Raw genomic sequence first — 15,410 nt, 5'->3', positions numbered from 1 at the left:
GTCATCCCTCCGAGTCAGAGTCTAGCTTGATACGCTTCGATCTGTGCAATGTGATGGCGGCCATGCCAAGCGTACAGGCCAAGTGTCCTTTGCAACGGCACGGAACCCTGCAGCGGATGCTGAAACGTGCGCTCAAAGTCGGCGTCGCTCATGCCCTTCATCAGGGTGGTCCAACGCTCGCGGACGAGGCGGAACAACTCCACTGACGACTCGATTGGCACTGTCTTGTCCGGCAGTTCTGCCCATTTGGCCTCCTCTGCGCGATGGATCGGCGGGTTATCTTCGGTCAGCGCGTGTTTGAACCGGCTGTATACCAGCATGTCGTTTTCCGCCAAATGAGCAGCGATTTGCTTTACCGTCCAACCGCCTTCCCGGTAAGGCGAGTCAAGTTGCTCGGGAGTAAGTCCTGCAATCGCGGACTTCAGGGCAGCTGGCCCAGCGGCAACCTGAGCGATCCACTCGTCACGTTGTTCCTTAGTAATCAGGTCTACTGGCTGAAACTTCCCAATTGGGTAGCGAATGTCGTCCATCAAACATCACCTCTATGTAGAGTCTCGCACCCCTCCATGGTACCACGCGTTGCGCGCCATTTTCAGCCTGATACCTTCGCAACTTGTCAGCCGCCGGAAATGGCGCGCAGGATCCACACCTCGGCGACATCACCCACTGGTGTCGACACGTGCGCGCGCGGGGGTAGCCGGCGGCCGGAGATGAACACACTGAGGTTTTCGCGAAAACAGCCATCGGGCTCAACCAACCACGACGCCATCCCAGGCCACGTCCCGTCAAGCCATACCAGTACGTCGCTCAGCGTTTGAGCGGGGAGGGAGACCACGGGATCGGCATGAAATTGGTCGGTCAAGCTGCCCGGCAGATGGACGGTGATCATCCCTCTGCGGCGACCACGACAGAGTAAATCCGGGGTAAATCCTCGGCGACGAGGTGCCACGTGACACCTTCGTCTGCGGAGTGATAAACCGCGCCGGAAGTGGTGCCAAAGTACAGACCGAACGGCGTCTCGGTATCGCCTGTAAACGCGTCGCGCAGAACGCCCGAAAACGAAGGTTGCGGCAAGCCGTTGTGGAGGGCTTCCCAGCTTTGACCAGCATCCCGAGTGCGGTAAACGGCGAGGACGTTATCCGGTGCCCAGCGAGGCCAACGCTGCACCGGCAGAACGTAGGCGCAGTCGGGATTGGCCGGGTGGCCTACGACAGGAAAGCCAAAGTCTGACGGCAGGGATTCGCCGACGTACTCCCAGTCGTCACCGCCGTTGTCAGAGCGGTACACACCGCCATGGTTTTGCAGCCACAGCCTGCCCGCGGTCGTCGGCGAAAGCCAGAACTTATGTACGCACTGACCGGACTCCGGGTACTGCATGTCGTCCGGCATAAACTCTGCTCGGATTCCCTGGTTAATTGGCTGCCAGCTATCGCCGTCGTCGTCAGACCGATAGATTCCGCCGGAGGAACAGGCAATGTAGAGGCGGTCTGCAGAGAATGGGTCGACAGCAATCGTGTGCAGACACTTTCCGCCAAAGCCTGGCTCCCACGTCTCGTGTGTTGGGTGTTCACGCAGTCCGCGCACTTCCGCCCAGGTGTCGCCACCGTCATCCGAACGGAACAACCCGCTTGCCTCAACCCCGGCGTATACCCGACCACCACCGGCAGGGCGAAGCGACCAAACGCGGGTGACACGTTCGGGATCATCCGCTGTGTACTCTAGACCGCTTCCTCCTGTGTCCCAGTTCTCCCCCCAGTCGCGGGAGCGCCGGACATTTGCGCCGTGAAACACCGAATTGGCGCCCGCGTAGAGGGTTTTCGTGTCTACGTCGTATGACGTCGTGTAAACCTCATCGCCTTGCAGCACCGGTGGCAGTGCTGTCCACTCTGTCCGGTCGTCACTGTGGTACCGAAACAGCCCCTTTGCCGTTCCTACCAATAGGTACATCTTACCCCGACCCTTCTCGCCATGCGGATGAAAGATAGTGAAATCATACTTCTATACATTCGGTTTTAAAACACCAAAAAATTCGCGCATTGACTGACGGGACAGCAAGACGACACTTGTCGCGGAGGCTCGGAGACAAGCGCTACTGGAGAACCGCGCCTGTTGGTCGCGTTTCGACCGGACAGAAGCCCTGTATAAAGCAGATTCCCATGAAATTATGCAGGATGTAAACCACTGGATTTGTGCCAACGAACTGCGCTCGGACGGGATCGGATCACGCTCACAGACTAGAGGACTTGGGGTGTGGAATGTAGAACGCTTCGATGATGAACCGATGGGGCTCGGCTCGGCGGGTGGCGGGTGGCGGGTGGCGGGTGGCGGGTGGCGGTTGGCGGTTGGCGGTTGGCGGTTGGCGGTTGGCGGTTGGCGGTTGGCGGGTGGCGGGTGGCGGGTGGCGGGTGGCGGGTGGCGGGTGGCAGGTGGCAGGTGGCGGGTGGCGGGTGGCGGGTGGCGGGTGGCGGGTGGCGGGTGGCAGGTGGCAGGTGGCGGGTGGCGGGTGGCGGGTGGCGGTGGGCGGTGGGCGGTGGGCGGTGGGCGGTGGGCGGCAAATTGCCGCACAGCACAGCCTATCGGCTTAGAACTCCCCTTTTCATCCCCATATAGACGGTCGTGGGTAGCTTAAGTCCGTCCCACGGGGCTGTTTCAGCGCATAAACACCGGCATACGCTGTCCTGGACAGGTTATTCGGCCCCCCGAGCCTCACTTTGAGGCTGATAAGCTGTCCTCTGCCGCTATCGTCGCCACATGCCAGGCCACATGCCAGGCCACATGCCGCGCCACATGCCGCGCCACATGCCGCACCGCATGCCGCACCGCATGCCAGGCCACATGCCAGGCCACATGCCAGGCCGCGCCACATGCCGCGCCACATGCCGCGCCACATGCCAGACCGCATGCCGGGCCACATGCCGCGCCGCATACCGCACCGCATGCCGCGCCACATGCCAGGCCACATGCCAGGCCACATGCCGGGCCGCATGCCGGGCCGCATGCCGGGCCACATGCCAGGCCGCATGCCAGGCCACATGCCAGGCCACATGTCAGGCCGCGCCGCTATCGTCGCCACATGCCGCACCGCATGCCGCACCGCATGCCGCACCACATGCCGCGCCACATGCCGCGCCACATGCCAGGCCACATGCCAGGCCACATGCCAGGCCGCACCGCATGCCAGGCCGCACCGCATGCCAGGCCGCGCCGCTTCATCGTCGCCACATGCCCGCCGCATGTATCATCGTCTGCAACGACTACTTTCGGCGAAAAGAAAGGAACTGACGGTGTGCCAGCTCCTGCGTAGTTATTCGGTGGTTACGGCCGCAACAGCCGCATGATTCCGTCCATCAGCCGCGAGGCAACATGCCTTGTACGCGGGAAACGACACGCTGATAGGCTTTGCCTTTGCGCAATTGAGTAGACGCCTTTTCACCCGTCGCACTTCGGCGACGTCCAACATTCGACGACAATAGTCCGCGGATCACGCATGTTTGTGCCTCGTCTGCAGTCAAAATCGGCATCTCCGTCCGCTCCTGCAGTCGGTCTAACAGCGCATGCAGGGGAGTCCCCCCGCCCATCACCACAATGCCACTGTCCATAAAGTCGCCAACAAGCTCCGGAGGCGAGGACTCAAGCGCACTCACCAGCAGGCCGACGATTGTCTCGCTGTAGCTTTCGACCTGGGTCTCTACCAATTCTCGTGACACAGAAAGTGTTTCCGGCAGTCCGGTGGACAGTCCCCGGCCGCGAACTTCAAAAGTTGGCTTGTCCGGATACTCACCGACATTCCATTTGAGTTGCTCCGCCGATTTGATGCCAATGAGAAACCCGTGCTCTTTGCGGACAGACTCTGCGATGGCCTCGTCTAGGTTGCGCCCGCCAAAACTTGACTTGCGAGAGTCGACAATGCCACCGAGACAGACCACTGCAGCTTCTGTAACGCCTGCGCCCAAGTTCAAGATCAGGTGCCCGCGTGGACTTTCGACAGGCAGGCGAGCTCCGACGGCCGCCGCGATCACGGATTCAAACAGGTGTACCTGTTTGGCTCCAGCTTCTCTGACCGCTTCTTCAATCGCGCGCTGTTCCACAGCCGTGATCCCGGTAGGCGTCGACACAGTGATGTTCGGTCGAGTGGCCATGCGTTTGCCTTGCAATGAAGCGATAGCGTGGCGGATGAGCACTACGGCTGCGTCAAAGTCTTTGACGATACCTGCAGAGATAGGGTGCAAGACGGACACCCCTTGCGGAGCTCGTCCAACCAGCCGTTCAGCCATTTCACCTGCAGTCGTCTGTCCGTTCTTGTCATAGGCCACAGTAGCAGGTTCTGCGTGGATCGTATCGCTCCCTAATTCCCCGACGCGAAAGTAAGCGGTCCCAAGGTCCAGTGCGAGATCCATCGTGCATCCCCTCCTAAAACTGAACACGAGAAGCAACGTGCGCCTCCCGGGTGGTGATACATTTCGACATGGTTTGCGAGTTTATGGGGGTCGAACGATAGATTTGTCGATGTTTCTAGAGGAAGTTTCGAATTTTTTAATAGAATATATAGTCAATAAACAAGTCGGGAAGTATATTGTATTTAATTAAGATAATTCAGAATCCGGCCTGTGGGAGTGAGAACCCTGTACCCGCTGTCGCGTATGTCTGGGGCTCGTCACAATTTAGGCACAGTTATCCTCGCACAGATCGCCGCTGTGCTCATTCTGGTCACAAGTCATGTGGTTCTTCTGGTGCGAGCCCATACCCTTCAGTCCGAAGTGGTCAAACTCTCCTATATCAACAGCTCGATTGACCGTGTCCAAAACGACCTGTACGCTGCTTTTCGGGCAGAGAAGCAATATGTGCTGACCAAGAACCGACGGTATCTGATCAATTTTCTTCAGGCAATCGCAACTTATGAAAGCTTGTCCTCAAATTTGCAATCCAACGTCAACGGCTTTGTGCACTTAGCCCCGACTGCACTTGCGCCAATCTCGCTAGGGCAGAAGTGGCTGAGTGTCTACGGCAAACCTCAGGTCGCGCTGATTCGACACGGGAGCCACCTTTCCACTCCAGTCTCTCTCAGTGAACTACCTGTCCTCAGCTTGTTTGACGAGAAAACCGCAGCGGCAAACGCTGCATGTGAGACACGAATAATATCCATCATCAGGAAACTGACCCTCGTAGATCGCCTCTCCGGTTTGATGAATGCAATAGTCCTCTCGCTCACAACGGTGATGGTCATAATGCTGATTCGCCGTCATATTCGGGATCGCGAGAAACTGGTGGAGTATGAAAAGGCACAGCTGGTGGAACACCTTGCCGCTTCCATGGCGCACGAAATCAGAAATCCGCTGCAAGTAACCAGAGGATTCATGCAGTTGATCAGGGAGCGAGTGATCGACGCAGATATCACACAATACCTGACGTACGCGATCAACGAGTTAGACGCGGCACACCACATTCTGTCAGAGTACCTGGGTCTGTCCAAGCCTCAGTCGGCTGAATTGCAGCTCGAGCCCCTGCACACCATTGTCGCTGATGTTTCGGAACTATTAACAGCCTACGGAAATGAGTACGGATGCCAAATCAATTGCATGAAGAGCGACATCCCCAACGCTCAATTCGACTCTCGAAAGCTGAAACAGGTTCTGCTCAACATCGGCAAAAACGCAATCGAAGCGATGGGTCAAGGTGGCAAACTGTCGCTGCGCATAGAACCGAGTCAGTCCCGTATCACTATACAGATTGAGGACAACGGACCGGGCATGTCAAAGGAACAAATGTCTAGGCTCGGGCAGCCATTCTACAGCACAAAAACCGACGGCACGGGAATCGGCTTGATGATTGCCTATCGACTGGTCGAAGACCTGCACGGGAGAATCACTGTGACGTCTACGCCGGGGAATGGGACGTGTTTTCAGGTCCATCTTCCCATTGAGACACACTTGACGGGAGCCAACACAGCCGACACGGTGTCATCACAGCCCCAGAAGAAAATTGGGACAACTAGTTGACTCTATGCCTCGCTCGATCCCGACAGCTTCCCCGCATTCCGTCGCGCCTGCTGAAAAATCTGGTCGCTCCCAAGTCTGTGGGAGTCGTCGGGACCTCCGACAACGTCGGGATGTCCAACAGCAGCGGAACCTCCGAGAGTAGCGAGGCCTCCGACAACGTCGGGACGGGAATGAGTGTTAGGGGGCGAGTCAAAGCGCATGTTAGGTGCCGGGTCAAGAGCGGGATCAAGCGGCTCACCTGGCGGCGACTCAGACCCGATGATGTGTTGCGTCAGAATCTCCATCACGCCCTGGCTGAAGACCCCATCCGCCTTCAACTGGTTGAGGTAAGCGCACACCTCAGGCGGCGTGTCCGACGGCACGTAGAGCGTGACGTCTTTACCCGGTCGCACGTAGACCGTGCTACGGCGCTTCCTCATCACGATACCCCAGGATCTCCTTGTGCTTCATTGTTCGCCTGACCCCGGTCCGCCTGATCCGCTCGATCCGCTCGATTCGTCTGATCCCGGTCCGCACGCGCAGCCCGAGCCTTAGCGCTGGCGCCGATGTCGGCGGTCGCTGCAACTTCGTCACGGTTGTGCAACGCGTGATGGAGCAGCAAAAACATTCCGCGCACGTTACGGAACTGACTGTACTCCGTGGCGTCAAACCGAATCGGCAGGCCAAGTCCTGCGTTCAGCTTCTCGATCCAGGGTTCGAGTACCACTGCACCCCCGCCGATAAACCAGAACTCGCTTGCGTAACGAGCATGCTTCCAAGCGTTTCGCGCTGCCTTAAGTACTTTTTCAGCCAGTATCTGCATGTGTCGGTTGACGAGGTTAGTCATATCGAAAACAACTCGACCCTCTGCGTACACTTCGTACTCTTTGTTGACGAGCATCTCGGTCAGTTCGGCCGTATTCGAGATCAACTCTTCACCAGTAGCATTGACTTCATTGCGGATACTCTCGAGGGCGTCATTCAAATGGATCTTGGTGCCCGTCGAGTTGCGCTGGTCTAGTTCGAGTCCGAGTTTGAAGAACGCGATGTCCATGTCTACGCCTCCGACATCCGCGATGCCGAAACCCTTGTGCGACAGTGGCGTTTTGGCTGTCGCCTCGATGTCATAAACACCGGATACATCGTCAATAGAAATATCGATGGGCAGCGCAATCTCCAGTTCCACAGTCACGCCTTTGTACGACGGGGTTGTGACAAACGTGACGGTGTGGACACCGCCTTGCAGTTTGTCCGCAAATTCCGTGCGAAACTTCGTGATCTCGCTGATTGGAAGTCCGGTGCCGAGGTTGACAGCCGCTTTGATCCGGCGGACACCGCGGCGTATTTCCGTCTCGTGCTTTTTCGCCACAGCGTACGCTGCCCCAGTCAACAGTGTGACCAAGGTCTCTGGCCGCTGCGCCTTCTTTTGCGCGGCCTTGTCCCCGACAATCTCGTGCACGACGCCTTCATCTCCGATCGCGAGGTTGCCGACATACACGTGTCGATACGGGTCGCTATTCAAAACGGGGGAGACAATCTGTACGTCCAGAAAGTCTAGCGGGTTCCCTTGATCCATCAGCAGTTGGCGCTCTCCAACGGGCTGCGACACAACATTCGGAAAAACGAAGGTCTGCGAAAGGTCGTCGTAGATCACTTTGATGTGACTGCTGCCATTGTCAACACACAACAGAATCGTCGTGTACAGGGATTCGCTCTTGGGCACGGGGCCTCTCCTCTCCGAAACTTGACTGCTTGCGGAGTACTCTTTGACTGGAGTTGCTAGCGGCAGTGGGCGATATAGGAGATTCGTAGATTCGGGTCTGTTTGCGTCCGTCCAATTCAAACTTTAACAAGGTAAACCGGAGTGCAAGAGGAGGGGTACGACCTATAGGAATTTGAAGTTTATATGAGGAGTTTCCGCTTCAATACCCACGTATCACCGTCGAAGTGTCGTTTCCCGCTTGAAGTGTAAAGTCAAAAATGTAAAGTCCAAAGGCTAAAGCTCAAAGTTTAAAGTTCAAATCGGAAAAGTTAACTTGATTAAATCGGAAAGTTTAAGCTGTAAAGTTTAAACTGTAAGCTTTACGCACAACAGAATCTACCGGTTTTATTTCTACACTTGCCAGCACTCTCCTCAGCGTCATCGACGTATCTAAATCCCGGCCTTAGCATACTAGGTGTCCGTGATTACGCGCATGGGTGGTGGCAATGTGGAATTCGACGAAGCCTACGAGGCGTTTTTGGCGTGGCACTGTGCACGACGGTCCGGCGAGCGCTTGCGCAGACTGAAGGACGGAAACGGCCACTCCGAGAGGCTCTTTCTAGAGGCAGTTTGGTGGCCAACATTTCATCATTTCGCCAATCTTCATCCAGAGTACGAGATTCACGACTACAAGGATGGCTATCGCTACCTGGATTTCGCGTACATACAGTCAAACTTCCGCATCGCAATCGAGATCGATGGCTTCGGCCCACACTTTCGCAACATCACAACGTGGCAGTTTGACGACCACTGTCAACGGCAGAATCACCTCATCATCGACGGGTGGTACGTTCTCCGGATCACGTACAACCAACTCCAAGAACGGCCACGCGTGTGTCAACAGACGATTCAGCAACTACTCGGCCGTTGGTTGGCAAGTTCCGAGTCCTTAGGCAAACTGACTATTTTCGAGCGCGAAGCCGTCCGCCTTGCCACCCGGTCACTTCGGCCAATCACGCCGAAAGACGTCTGCGCCCAACTCGGTATCGGGTCTGACTATGCGCAACGACTGCTTCGCGGCCTCGCGCAAAAACAGTGGCTGCAACCTGCCGCCGGCGATATCCGGATCCGCTCCTATACGCTACACCCTTCGCACAGTAACATCCGCATCTGACGGCCGGAGTGCCGTGGTGAGGCGCACCTCCCCTGGTTGCTGCGCCTCCCCTGGTTGCTGCGCCTCCTGGCGTTTTCCGTGTTCGTTTGCGGCACAGAACAGCTTATTAGCCCAAATCGGCGGCATTCGGCAGTGATTAGCCGGTCACGGACAGCCTATAGCACGTCTAGTACCCCGGAAGAGGGCGTATTTAGCCCGATAGGCATCTGCGAACGGCCTATAATCGAACTCAGACCGTAAAAAAGAGGCAATAGGCTGTTGTGTGCCGTTATCAGCCCATGCCCATGCCCATGCCCGACCTCACACGAACCACAATAGTGAAATGCCGCCTCGCCGGTTGACCGGCTCAGCGGCATCATATGACTACAATCAGCGTGCAACCGCACCCTCAAGGCGTGCTTCGACACCTATAGTTTCGCTCGCACCCCAACACGCTGTCCGGACATCAACAAGCAACCGGCTGTGATTCTACAACGATGTTCATCCAAGCCACTTTTGTCAGACCATCTTCTGCACCTCTTCGTAAGCTAGCAGAACCGGAGAGGGGGTAAACAGCACCGTACAGTGCTTATACCACTTGGACTGCTGCCACTTTCCGTACGCCTCATCCTCAGTGTCGGCGAACCAGTATGCGACAACCGATCGCTCCCCGTTCGAATATGTCCACACAGCAGAAAACCACCTGGGTTGCCCACTTGTCTCATCGATTAGATTGCCTCTGCAACCAAAATAGAAGCAGCACCGGCTGTCCATATCCATCCCCTCTTGTCTGGCTCGGATACGTTCGATTTTAGTCAGGTAGACATAAAAGCGGGGTGCGAAGTCCGGGGCGCCGGTGTAAAAAGGTCGTCAACGAAACCCACTAGACCGCGCGCAACAACGTGCGCAGAGTCTCTCCAAATGAGTGTGTTTACCATTTCTTTATACTTACACGGGTAATTCATCCTCCTGTTTTTACGCACAGTCGCACTACAATAGGAATACCTTAAGACTTTGGCCGGGAGGAGCAGGTGCCTGAGGATGAGTATGGAGAAGATTTTATTAGCGATGGACGACACGCGGACGTCAGAACAGGCTGCGCAGGCAGCTCGTGACCTGCTGCGCGAAAATCCACAGACTCAACTGTACGTCTTGTACGTAACTCAGCTATACCCCACCAAATTCGGAGCTGCTCCGTTGCTTGGGATGGACTACGAAAGAGAAGTGGCCGCACAGATTCAAACATCGCTTCGCAAAGACCACTTTTCAAAATTGATGAATCGGGTTCACTTCGAGCATAAAATCGGCGTCATTCCCGCAAAGGTTATCTGCCAAACGGCCGTCGAGTGCCAGTGCGACCTCATCATCGTCGGTAGCCGCGGGAAACGAGCCATCAGTCGAGTCATTTCCGGAAGCGTCAGTCGCGACGTAGTCCTGCGGTCGAGCATTCCCGTACTGGTTGTTCGCTACAGCCCGCCGCAAGCGGAATCCGGGAAACAGCTTCACCGCGCAGGGAACGTGGTCAAGCTCGAGAAATGGAGGAGAATTTAAACACGAAGGGCCCTTTGCGACTACGCGAACTATCCCGGAGGGATGACGTCCGTGTCGTCGCGGTCTGCGGCAAGCCTGTAGCCAACACCCGGCTCTGTGAGAATGAGCTGCGGACTCGTAGGGTCATCCTCCAGCTTCTTTCGCAAGTGGCCGACGTACACTCGCAAGTAGTGACCTGCCGTCTCGTAGTTGTGCTCTCCCCACACCTCATGCAACAGCTGTCGATGAGTCATTACGCGACCAGCATTCCTCGCGAGAGTCTTCAACAAGTCGTACTCAATCGGCGTCAGTCTGAGCGCTTCCCCGTCCTTTTCCACAATCCTCCGCGCCAAGTCAATCATCAGTGGTCCAATGTGCAAGACCGGTTCGTCGGGTTCCCGTGCTACATGGCGCAGGGCCACCCGGATGCGCGCCATCAACTCGCTCATGCTAAACGGCTTTGTAATGTAATCGTCAGCGCCGTGGTCGAGCGCGTAAACCTTGCCCGCCTCGTCGTCTCGGACAGTAAGCACCAGAATCGGAACACTCGCCCACGCGCGGATTTGGGTCAAGACTTCTGCACCGTCCATGTCTGGTAAGCCGAGATCGAGGATAATCAAGTCCGGCCTAGCCATGCTCGCCTGAAGTATCGCATCCTTGCCAGTAGGCGCCTCTATCGTAGAGAACCCGTGTGCTGCAAGGGTGACTCGAAGCAATCGGCGAATCTGGACCTCGTCATCCACAATCAGGATTCTAGCGCCCATCATCAGTCGCCCCCCGCGCTTCACAGAATGATGACTCAACGTCCTGTTCTAGTTCACCAACCGGGAGTCGAATCGTCACAACCGTCCCCCCGCCATCGGCTGGACGCGCGTAGATCTCGCCCCCGTGCGCCTGGACGACTCCCCGGCAAATTGCAAGGCCAAGCCCCGTGCCAGGAATGCCCTGTGAAGTCTTGGCTCGATAAAACTTGTCGAAAATTTTCTCCGCTTCTTCCGCGTCAATTCCGATCCCATGATCCCGAATTCTCAGCGTGAAAACACCGTCGTACTCTAGCACATCAAGGTCGATCCCGGTGCCGTCCGGCGAGTATTTAATGGCGTTGCTGAGCAGATTCACAAGGACTTGCTCAATCAACACATCGTCCACGGAAACAGCGGGCATGCCAGCTTGGAGGTGAACTGACACTTTGCGGTTTTGCAGCGCCTCACGCACCTGCGACAGAACGACGCCCACCATATCTGAGACGTCACACCACCGCTTGTTCAACCGCAACATACCGCTCTCGATGCGCACCATACCAAGCAGGTTCGTGACCAATCGATTCATCCGCATAGCACCTTCACGCACTGTCAGAAACAGCTCATGCTGGTCATCCGGCGTGAGCACCGCTGTGCCTTCGTCAAGTGCAGTGGCCGCCCCAATAATGGTCGCGAGCGGCGTGCGCAGTTCGTGCGAGATCGAGTCGAGCAAGGCAGTTCTCAGGCGCTCAGACTCCGCCGTGAGATGCGCGAGCTTCGCTTCTTCTTCAAACCGCGCGCGAGCAATCGAAACCGATGCAAGCCCCGCCAGAGCCTGCGCCACACGAATGCGCGCACTGTGGCTGCTGCCGTCGCGCGGACGGTCCGGTCCAACGCACATCACCCCGTATACATTTGACTCCGTCTTAAGCGGCACGTATAAAAACCTCGCGTCGCGGTGCGAGGTTGTCCCGTACCCAGCTATCTGACCATGTTTGAACACCCACTGCAGCACTCGGGGTTCTAAAGCGGACTGTAGTGCGTCCTGCGCAAATCCCGCCATCACTTGGGGGTGCAAGTCGCCACCCCCATTGGGCACGATGATAGCAGCCGACAACCCGAACGTGTTCCATGCGTGCAGGACAATCTCACGCAGTACTGTATCCAAGTCGCGACCCGCGGCAATTTGTGTGCTGAGTGTGAACAGAGATGACGTGACGGCTTCGCGCTGGATAGCTTCCTTTGCCCGCTGGCGCAATTGTGCAGCCAGGCTCGCAGTGAATGCAGCTACAGCCAAATAGACGACGAACGACAAGACGTAGCGGATGTCTGCCACCGTAAACGCGTGAATTGGCGGGACAAAAAAGAAGTCAAACGCAATCACACCCACGCCGGCGGCATAGAACGATGGACCAAGCCCCCACCGAGCGGCGCTGACAAGTACAGGTAGCAAATACAGGAGCGCCAGGTTGACAAGCGTAAACGCGTAGCCAATCTTCCAGAATAGCAGCGTGAGCGCCGTGACCATGAGTGTCACAGCCAAGTACGGCAAAATCCGCCTTTTGCGACCTCCCTTAGTCGTATCGTCGTTCAACTTGTCAGGGTTTGGCCACGGCATTACGTAAGAAGTCAACACCCGCCACTTCAGGCCGGACGCTGTAACTTGTCTCATCCCGTATGTCTCCATCCTTTAAATGTTACTCCAGTTATACATCCGTTTTCAGCGCCCCGCCCAGTATTTATAGTTTTTTTATGCCCTCGGAGTTGTTCTTTACACCAAATTGACGAAAACCCTGGCTACGATCACATGGCGCTCTACCCGATTTCCGGGGTGTGTCCACGAGCCTTTGTTACAGCGCTGACAGCGTACCCTTCCCGTTTTCGGGCTAAGGTAGTATCGTGAAACTACGAACATCATCGGGCGGAGGGTGAGAAACAGGTGGCGTCTGGAGACGGCGAAGCATTTGGGTCAGAACCAGGACAGTTGAAAGTCTTTATCGGCGCAGCTCCAGGCGTCGGCAAGACCTACACCATGCTGCGCGAAGGCGTGTCGCTCAAGGAACGCGGAATCGACGTTGTGGTTGGCTACGTGGACATCCACGACCGTCCGGAGACCGCCGCGCAGATGAACGGTCTAGAGGTATTGCCGAGAAAGGCGATCCGTTACCAACACCGCACGTTTGAGGAGGTCGACCTCGACGCCATCGTGGCACGTCACCCGGACGTCGTCCTCATCGACGAGTTGGCACACAGTAATGTACCGGGTTCAGTGTTCCCTAAACGTTACATGGATGTTGAATACTTGCTCGACCAGGGAATCTCGGTGCTGACCACTGTGAACGTCCAGCACATCGTCGGGATCCACAAAGAGGCAGAGGAAATCACCGGGATCCCGGTGCGCGAACTGATACCTGAGGGACTGATTAAGCGGGCGGATGAGGTGTCTGTAGTCGACCTGACACCCGAAACGCTGCGCCAGCGGCTGCGTGACGGAAGCATTTACCCGCCGGACAAGATTAATCAGGCACTCGCCAACTTTTTTCGCAAATCCAACCTGTCCGGACTACGCGAACTTGCACTGCGCGTCGTCGCGGAGGACGTAGACGAGCGGCTGCAGCGGTCTTACTCGCGCAAGAAGATTCCGGGCCCTGTCGGTGCCAAAGAAGTCATCATGGTGTGCGTGAGCGGGTATTACTCGCGCGCCGTGAAGTTAGTTCGACGCGGCTATCGAATGGCCACTCGCATGAAAGCTGACTTGTACGTGCTTTGCATCACCAATTCCACTCAGGATATGTTGACCGACCAAGAAAATACGAATCTCCAGGAACTGCAAGCACTAGCTTTAGAGCACGAAGCTGAATGGGTGGTAGAGCCTCGCAACGACCGACGCATCGGCACCGTGATTGCCGAAGTCGCTGAGCGCCTGAACGCTACGCAGATTGTCATCGGCCAACCGGCCTCCAGTCCAAAGTGGGCGCTCTGGAAGGACACCCCTGTGCGCTACCTGCTACACCACCTTCGTTACACCGACCTACGAATTGTCGGCTGGCGCGATGCGCCTACACCCATTTTCCAGCTCGACCAATCGAACTTCGGAGTCAGTGATTCGAGCGCGGCGCACCGTCTGCGTGGGCGGTTGACGATCTACGTTGGGGCTGCGCCTGGCGTCGGCAAGACGTACAAGATGCTGCAAGACGCACACGATTGGCGCAAGCGTGGCTGGGACGTCGTAATTGGCCTCATCGAGACGCACGGGCGGCAGGAGACTGCGGACCAGATTGGCGACTTGGAAGTCGTACCAAAAAAACAGGTTGACTACGAGGGACACAGTTACGAGGAGATGGACGCTGAGGCCATCGCCAAACGCAGGCCCTCAATCGTGCTAATCGACGAGCTCGCTCACTCTAACGTGCCGGGGAGTCCGCATGAAAAGCGCTATCAAGACATCCTCTACCTGCTCGAACAGGGGATCAACGTGGTCACTGCGGTTAACGTGCAACACCTGGAGAGTTTGCACGACAAAGTCGAGCACATCACACGCGTAAAGGTGCGCGAGCGTATCCCGGACTGGTTTATGAAACTCGCACGAGAGATCAAGCTGATTGACGTCACACCTGAGACGCTCCAGCAGCGACTTGTCGAAGGCCGAATTTACACCCGTGACAAGGTAAGCCAGGCACTCGACAACTTCTTTCAGACGGCGAATTTATCGGCACTGCGCGAGTTGGCCCTACTAGAAGTCGCAGACGACGTCGACCAGCGCAACTACCGTTCTCGGATCGAAGCAGGTGCACGCCGAGGCAACGGGACAACCGATTCCACGGAGTTCGGGCGCATTCTCGTCTGCGTCAACCACCGCCCGCACTCGGAGAAACTGATCCGCAGGGGCTGGCGCATCGCTGATCGGCTAAACGTTGAATTGTGGGTGCTCGTCGTCATGACAGATGAGAAGTTGAGTTCGGAGGACGAACGGGATCTCGAACGAATCAGACACCTTTCAGAACAGTTTGACGCCCATTTTCTGATGAAGCCAGCCGTTAATCACGACCTCGGTCTAACCATTGTGCAAACCGCTCAAGAACTACAGGTCTCGCAGTTGGTCGCGGGCCAGCCACTATATCCGAAAGGCGTCTTTCAGCGCATCAAGGCGAACCCGATTGACTACGTCCTCACGCGCGGCGAATTTGTGGATTTGCACATCGTCGCGTTCGAGCGGGATTAGTGGCTGGCACCACGGTGGACGGCACAGGGACCGGGCATTTGAGGGCATTTGGCAGCACGTAGCGGTTGAGGGCATTTTCGCAGGACAT

General features: G+C 56.7%; 14 protein-coding genes. 5 read left to right on the top strand and 9 right to left on the bottom strand.

Annotated elements, in window-relative coordinates; all coding sequences use genetic code 11:
- Positions 1-14 precede the first annotated feature (14 nt).
- The 3 genes from JC200_RS11780 to JC200_RS11770 form a co-directional block, all read right to left on the bottom strand.
- Positions 15-530, bottom strand: coding sequence for a YfiT family bacillithiol transferase (locus JC200_RS11780; RefSeq protein ID WP_274431897.1), 516 nt, complete (start codon positions 528-530; stop codon positions 15-17).
- Positions 531-616: 86 nt separating this feature from the next.
- Positions 617-889 carry a MoaD/ThiS family protein gene (locus tag JC200_RS11775; protein WP_274431896.1) on the bottom strand — a complete coding sequence of 91 codons (273 nt, stop codon included), beginning with the start codon at positions 887-889 and terminating at the stop codon, positions 617-619.
- Positions 886-1,947, bottom strand: coding sequence for a WD40/YVTN/BNR-like repeat-containing protein (locus JC200_RS11770; RefSeq protein ID WP_274431895.1), 1,062 nt, complete (start codon positions 1,945-1,947; stop codon positions 886-888). Before JC200_RS11770 ends, JC200_RS11775 begins: the two co-directional genes overlap by 4 nt.
- A gap of 301 nt (positions 1,948-2,248) precedes the next feature.
- Between JC200_RS11770 and JC200_RS11765 the strand changes: the two genes are divergently transcribed.
- On the top strand, positions 2,249-2,629 hold the full coding sequence (locus tag JC200_RS11765) for a hypothetical protein (RefSeq protein WP_274431894.1): 381 nt from the start codon (positions 2,249-2,251) through the stop codon (positions 2,627-2,629).
- Positions 2,630-3,347: 718 nt separating this feature from the next.
- Here JC200_RS11765 and JC200_RS11760 read toward each other — a convergent pair.
- Positions 3,348-4,397: a rod shape-determining protein gene (locus JC200_RS11760; RefSeq protein WP_274431893.1), complete on the bottom strand. Its 1,050-nt coding sequence runs from the start codon at positions 4,395-4,397 to the stop codon at positions 3,348-3,350.
- 210 nt (positions 4,398-4,607) lie between these two features.
- Here JC200_RS11760 and JC200_RS11755 point away from each other — a divergent pair, with 210 nt between their 5' ends.
- Positions 4,608-5,996 (top strand): ATP-binding protein, encoded by a 1,389-nt coding sequence (locus tag JC200_RS11755; protein ID WP_274431892.1) that lies wholly within the window; start codon positions 4,608-4,610, stop codon positions 5,994-5,996.
- Positions 5,997-5,998: 2 nt separating this feature from the next.
- Here the strand turns inward: JC200_RS11755 and JC200_RS11750 are convergent, their stop codons facing one another.
- Both JC200_RS11750 and JC200_RS11745 read right to left on the bottom strand, forming a co-directional pair.
- The gene (locus JC200_RS11750) at positions 5,999-6,418 is read right to left on the bottom strand and encodes a hypothetical protein (protein ID WP_274431891.1); all 420 of its coding nucleotides are present in this window, start codon (positions 6,416-6,418) and stop codon (positions 5,999-6,001) included.
- Positions 6,415-7,698: a ParM/StbA family protein gene (locus JC200_RS11745; protein WP_274431890.1), complete on the bottom strand. Its 1,284-nt coding sequence runs from the start codon at positions 7,696-7,698 to the stop codon at positions 6,415-6,417. Before JC200_RS11745 ends, JC200_RS11750 begins: the two co-directional genes overlap by 4 nt.
- Before the next feature lie 487 nt (positions 7,699-8,185).
- Here JC200_RS11745 and JC200_RS11740 point away from each other — a divergent pair, with 487 nt between their 5' ends.
- Positions 8,186-8,851 (top strand): DNA-binding response regulator, encoded by a 666-nt coding sequence (locus JC200_RS11740; protein WP_274431889.1) that lies wholly within the window; start codon positions 8,186-8,188, stop codon positions 8,849-8,851.
- Positions 8,852-9,349: 498 nt separating this feature from the next.
- On the opposite strand, the gene JC200_RS11735 is transcribed toward JC200_RS11740, so the two are convergent.
- Positions 9,350-9,520 (bottom strand): hypothetical protein, encoded by a 171-nt coding sequence (locus JC200_RS11735; protein WP_274431888.1) that lies wholly within the window; start codon positions 9,518-9,520, stop codon positions 9,350-9,352.
- Between the two features lie 351 nt (positions 9,521-9,871).
- Between JC200_RS11735 and JC200_RS11730 the strand changes: the two genes are divergently transcribed.
- Positions 9,872-10,381 (top strand): universal stress protein, encoded by a 510-nt coding sequence (locus tag JC200_RS11730; protein ID WP_274436434.1) that lies wholly within the window; start codon positions 9,872-9,874, stop codon positions 10,379-10,381.
- Between the two features lie 29 nt (positions 10,382-10,410).
- Here the strand turns inward: JC200_RS11730 and JC200_RS11725 are convergent, their stop codons facing one another.
- Both JC200_RS11725 and JC200_RS11720 read right to left on the bottom strand, forming a co-directional pair.
- Positions 10,411-11,127: a response regulator gene (locus JC200_RS11725; protein ID WP_274436433.1), complete on the bottom strand. Its 717-nt coding sequence runs from the start codon at positions 11,125-11,127 to the stop codon at positions 10,411-10,413.
- The gene (locus tag JC200_RS11720; protein ID WP_274436432.1) at positions 11,114-12,772 is read right to left on the bottom strand and encodes an ATP-binding protein; all 1,659 of its coding nucleotides are present in this window, start codon (positions 12,770-12,772) and stop codon (positions 11,114-11,116) included. The genes JC200_RS11725 and JC200_RS11720 overlap by 14 nt, the downstream gene beginning before the upstream one ends.
- Positions 12,773-13,039: 267 nt before the next feature.
- On the opposite strand from JC200_RS11720, the gene JC200_RS11715 reads away from it, so the two are divergent.
- Entirely contained in the window at positions 13,040-15,322 is a 2,283-nt protein-coding gene (locus tag JC200_RS11715; protein ID WP_274436431.1) for a histidine kinase, read from the top strand.
- Positions 15,323-15,410 lie beyond the last annotated feature (88 nt).

This window comes from Alicyclobacillus sp. ALC3 (assembly GCF_028751195.1).
GTDB lineage: Bacteria > Bacillota > Bacilli > Alicyclobacillales > Alicyclobacillaceae > Alicyclobacillus_L.
The sequence above is the reverse complement of the archived record's forward strand: the minus strand, read 5'-3'. Positions and strand labels throughout refer to the sequence as shown.

Excerpts from the sequence above, each read along its gene's own strand:
- JC200_RS11760 (WP_274431893.1), bottom strand. The coding sequence starts at position 4,397 with ATGGATCTCGCACTGGACCTTGGGACCGCTTACTTTCGCGTCGGGGAA.
- JC200_RS11720 (WP_274436432.1), bottom strand. The coding sequence starts at position 12,772 with ATGAGACAAGTTACAGCGTCCGGCCTGAAGTGGCGGGTGTTGACTTCT.
- JC200_RS11780 (WP_274431897.1), bottom strand. The coding sequence starts at position 530 with ATGGACGACATTCGCTACCCAATTGGGAAGTTTCAGCCAGTAGACCTG.
- JC200_RS11775 (WP_274431896.1), bottom strand. The coding sequence starts at position 889 with ATGATCACCGTCCATCTGCCGGGCAGCTTGACCGACCAATTTCATGCC.
- JC200_RS11725 (WP_274436433.1), bottom strand. The coding sequence starts at position 11,127 with ATGATGGGCGCTAGAATCCTGATTGTGGATGACGAGGTCCAGATTCGC.
- JC200_RS11770 (WP_274431895.1), bottom strand. The coding sequence starts at position 1,947 with ATGTACCTATTGGTAGGAACGGCAAAGGGGCTGTTTCGGTACCACAGT.
- JC200_RS11730 (WP_274436434.1), top strand. The coding sequence starts at position 9,872 with ATGAGTATGGAGAAGATTTTATTAGCGATGGACGACACGCGGACGTCA.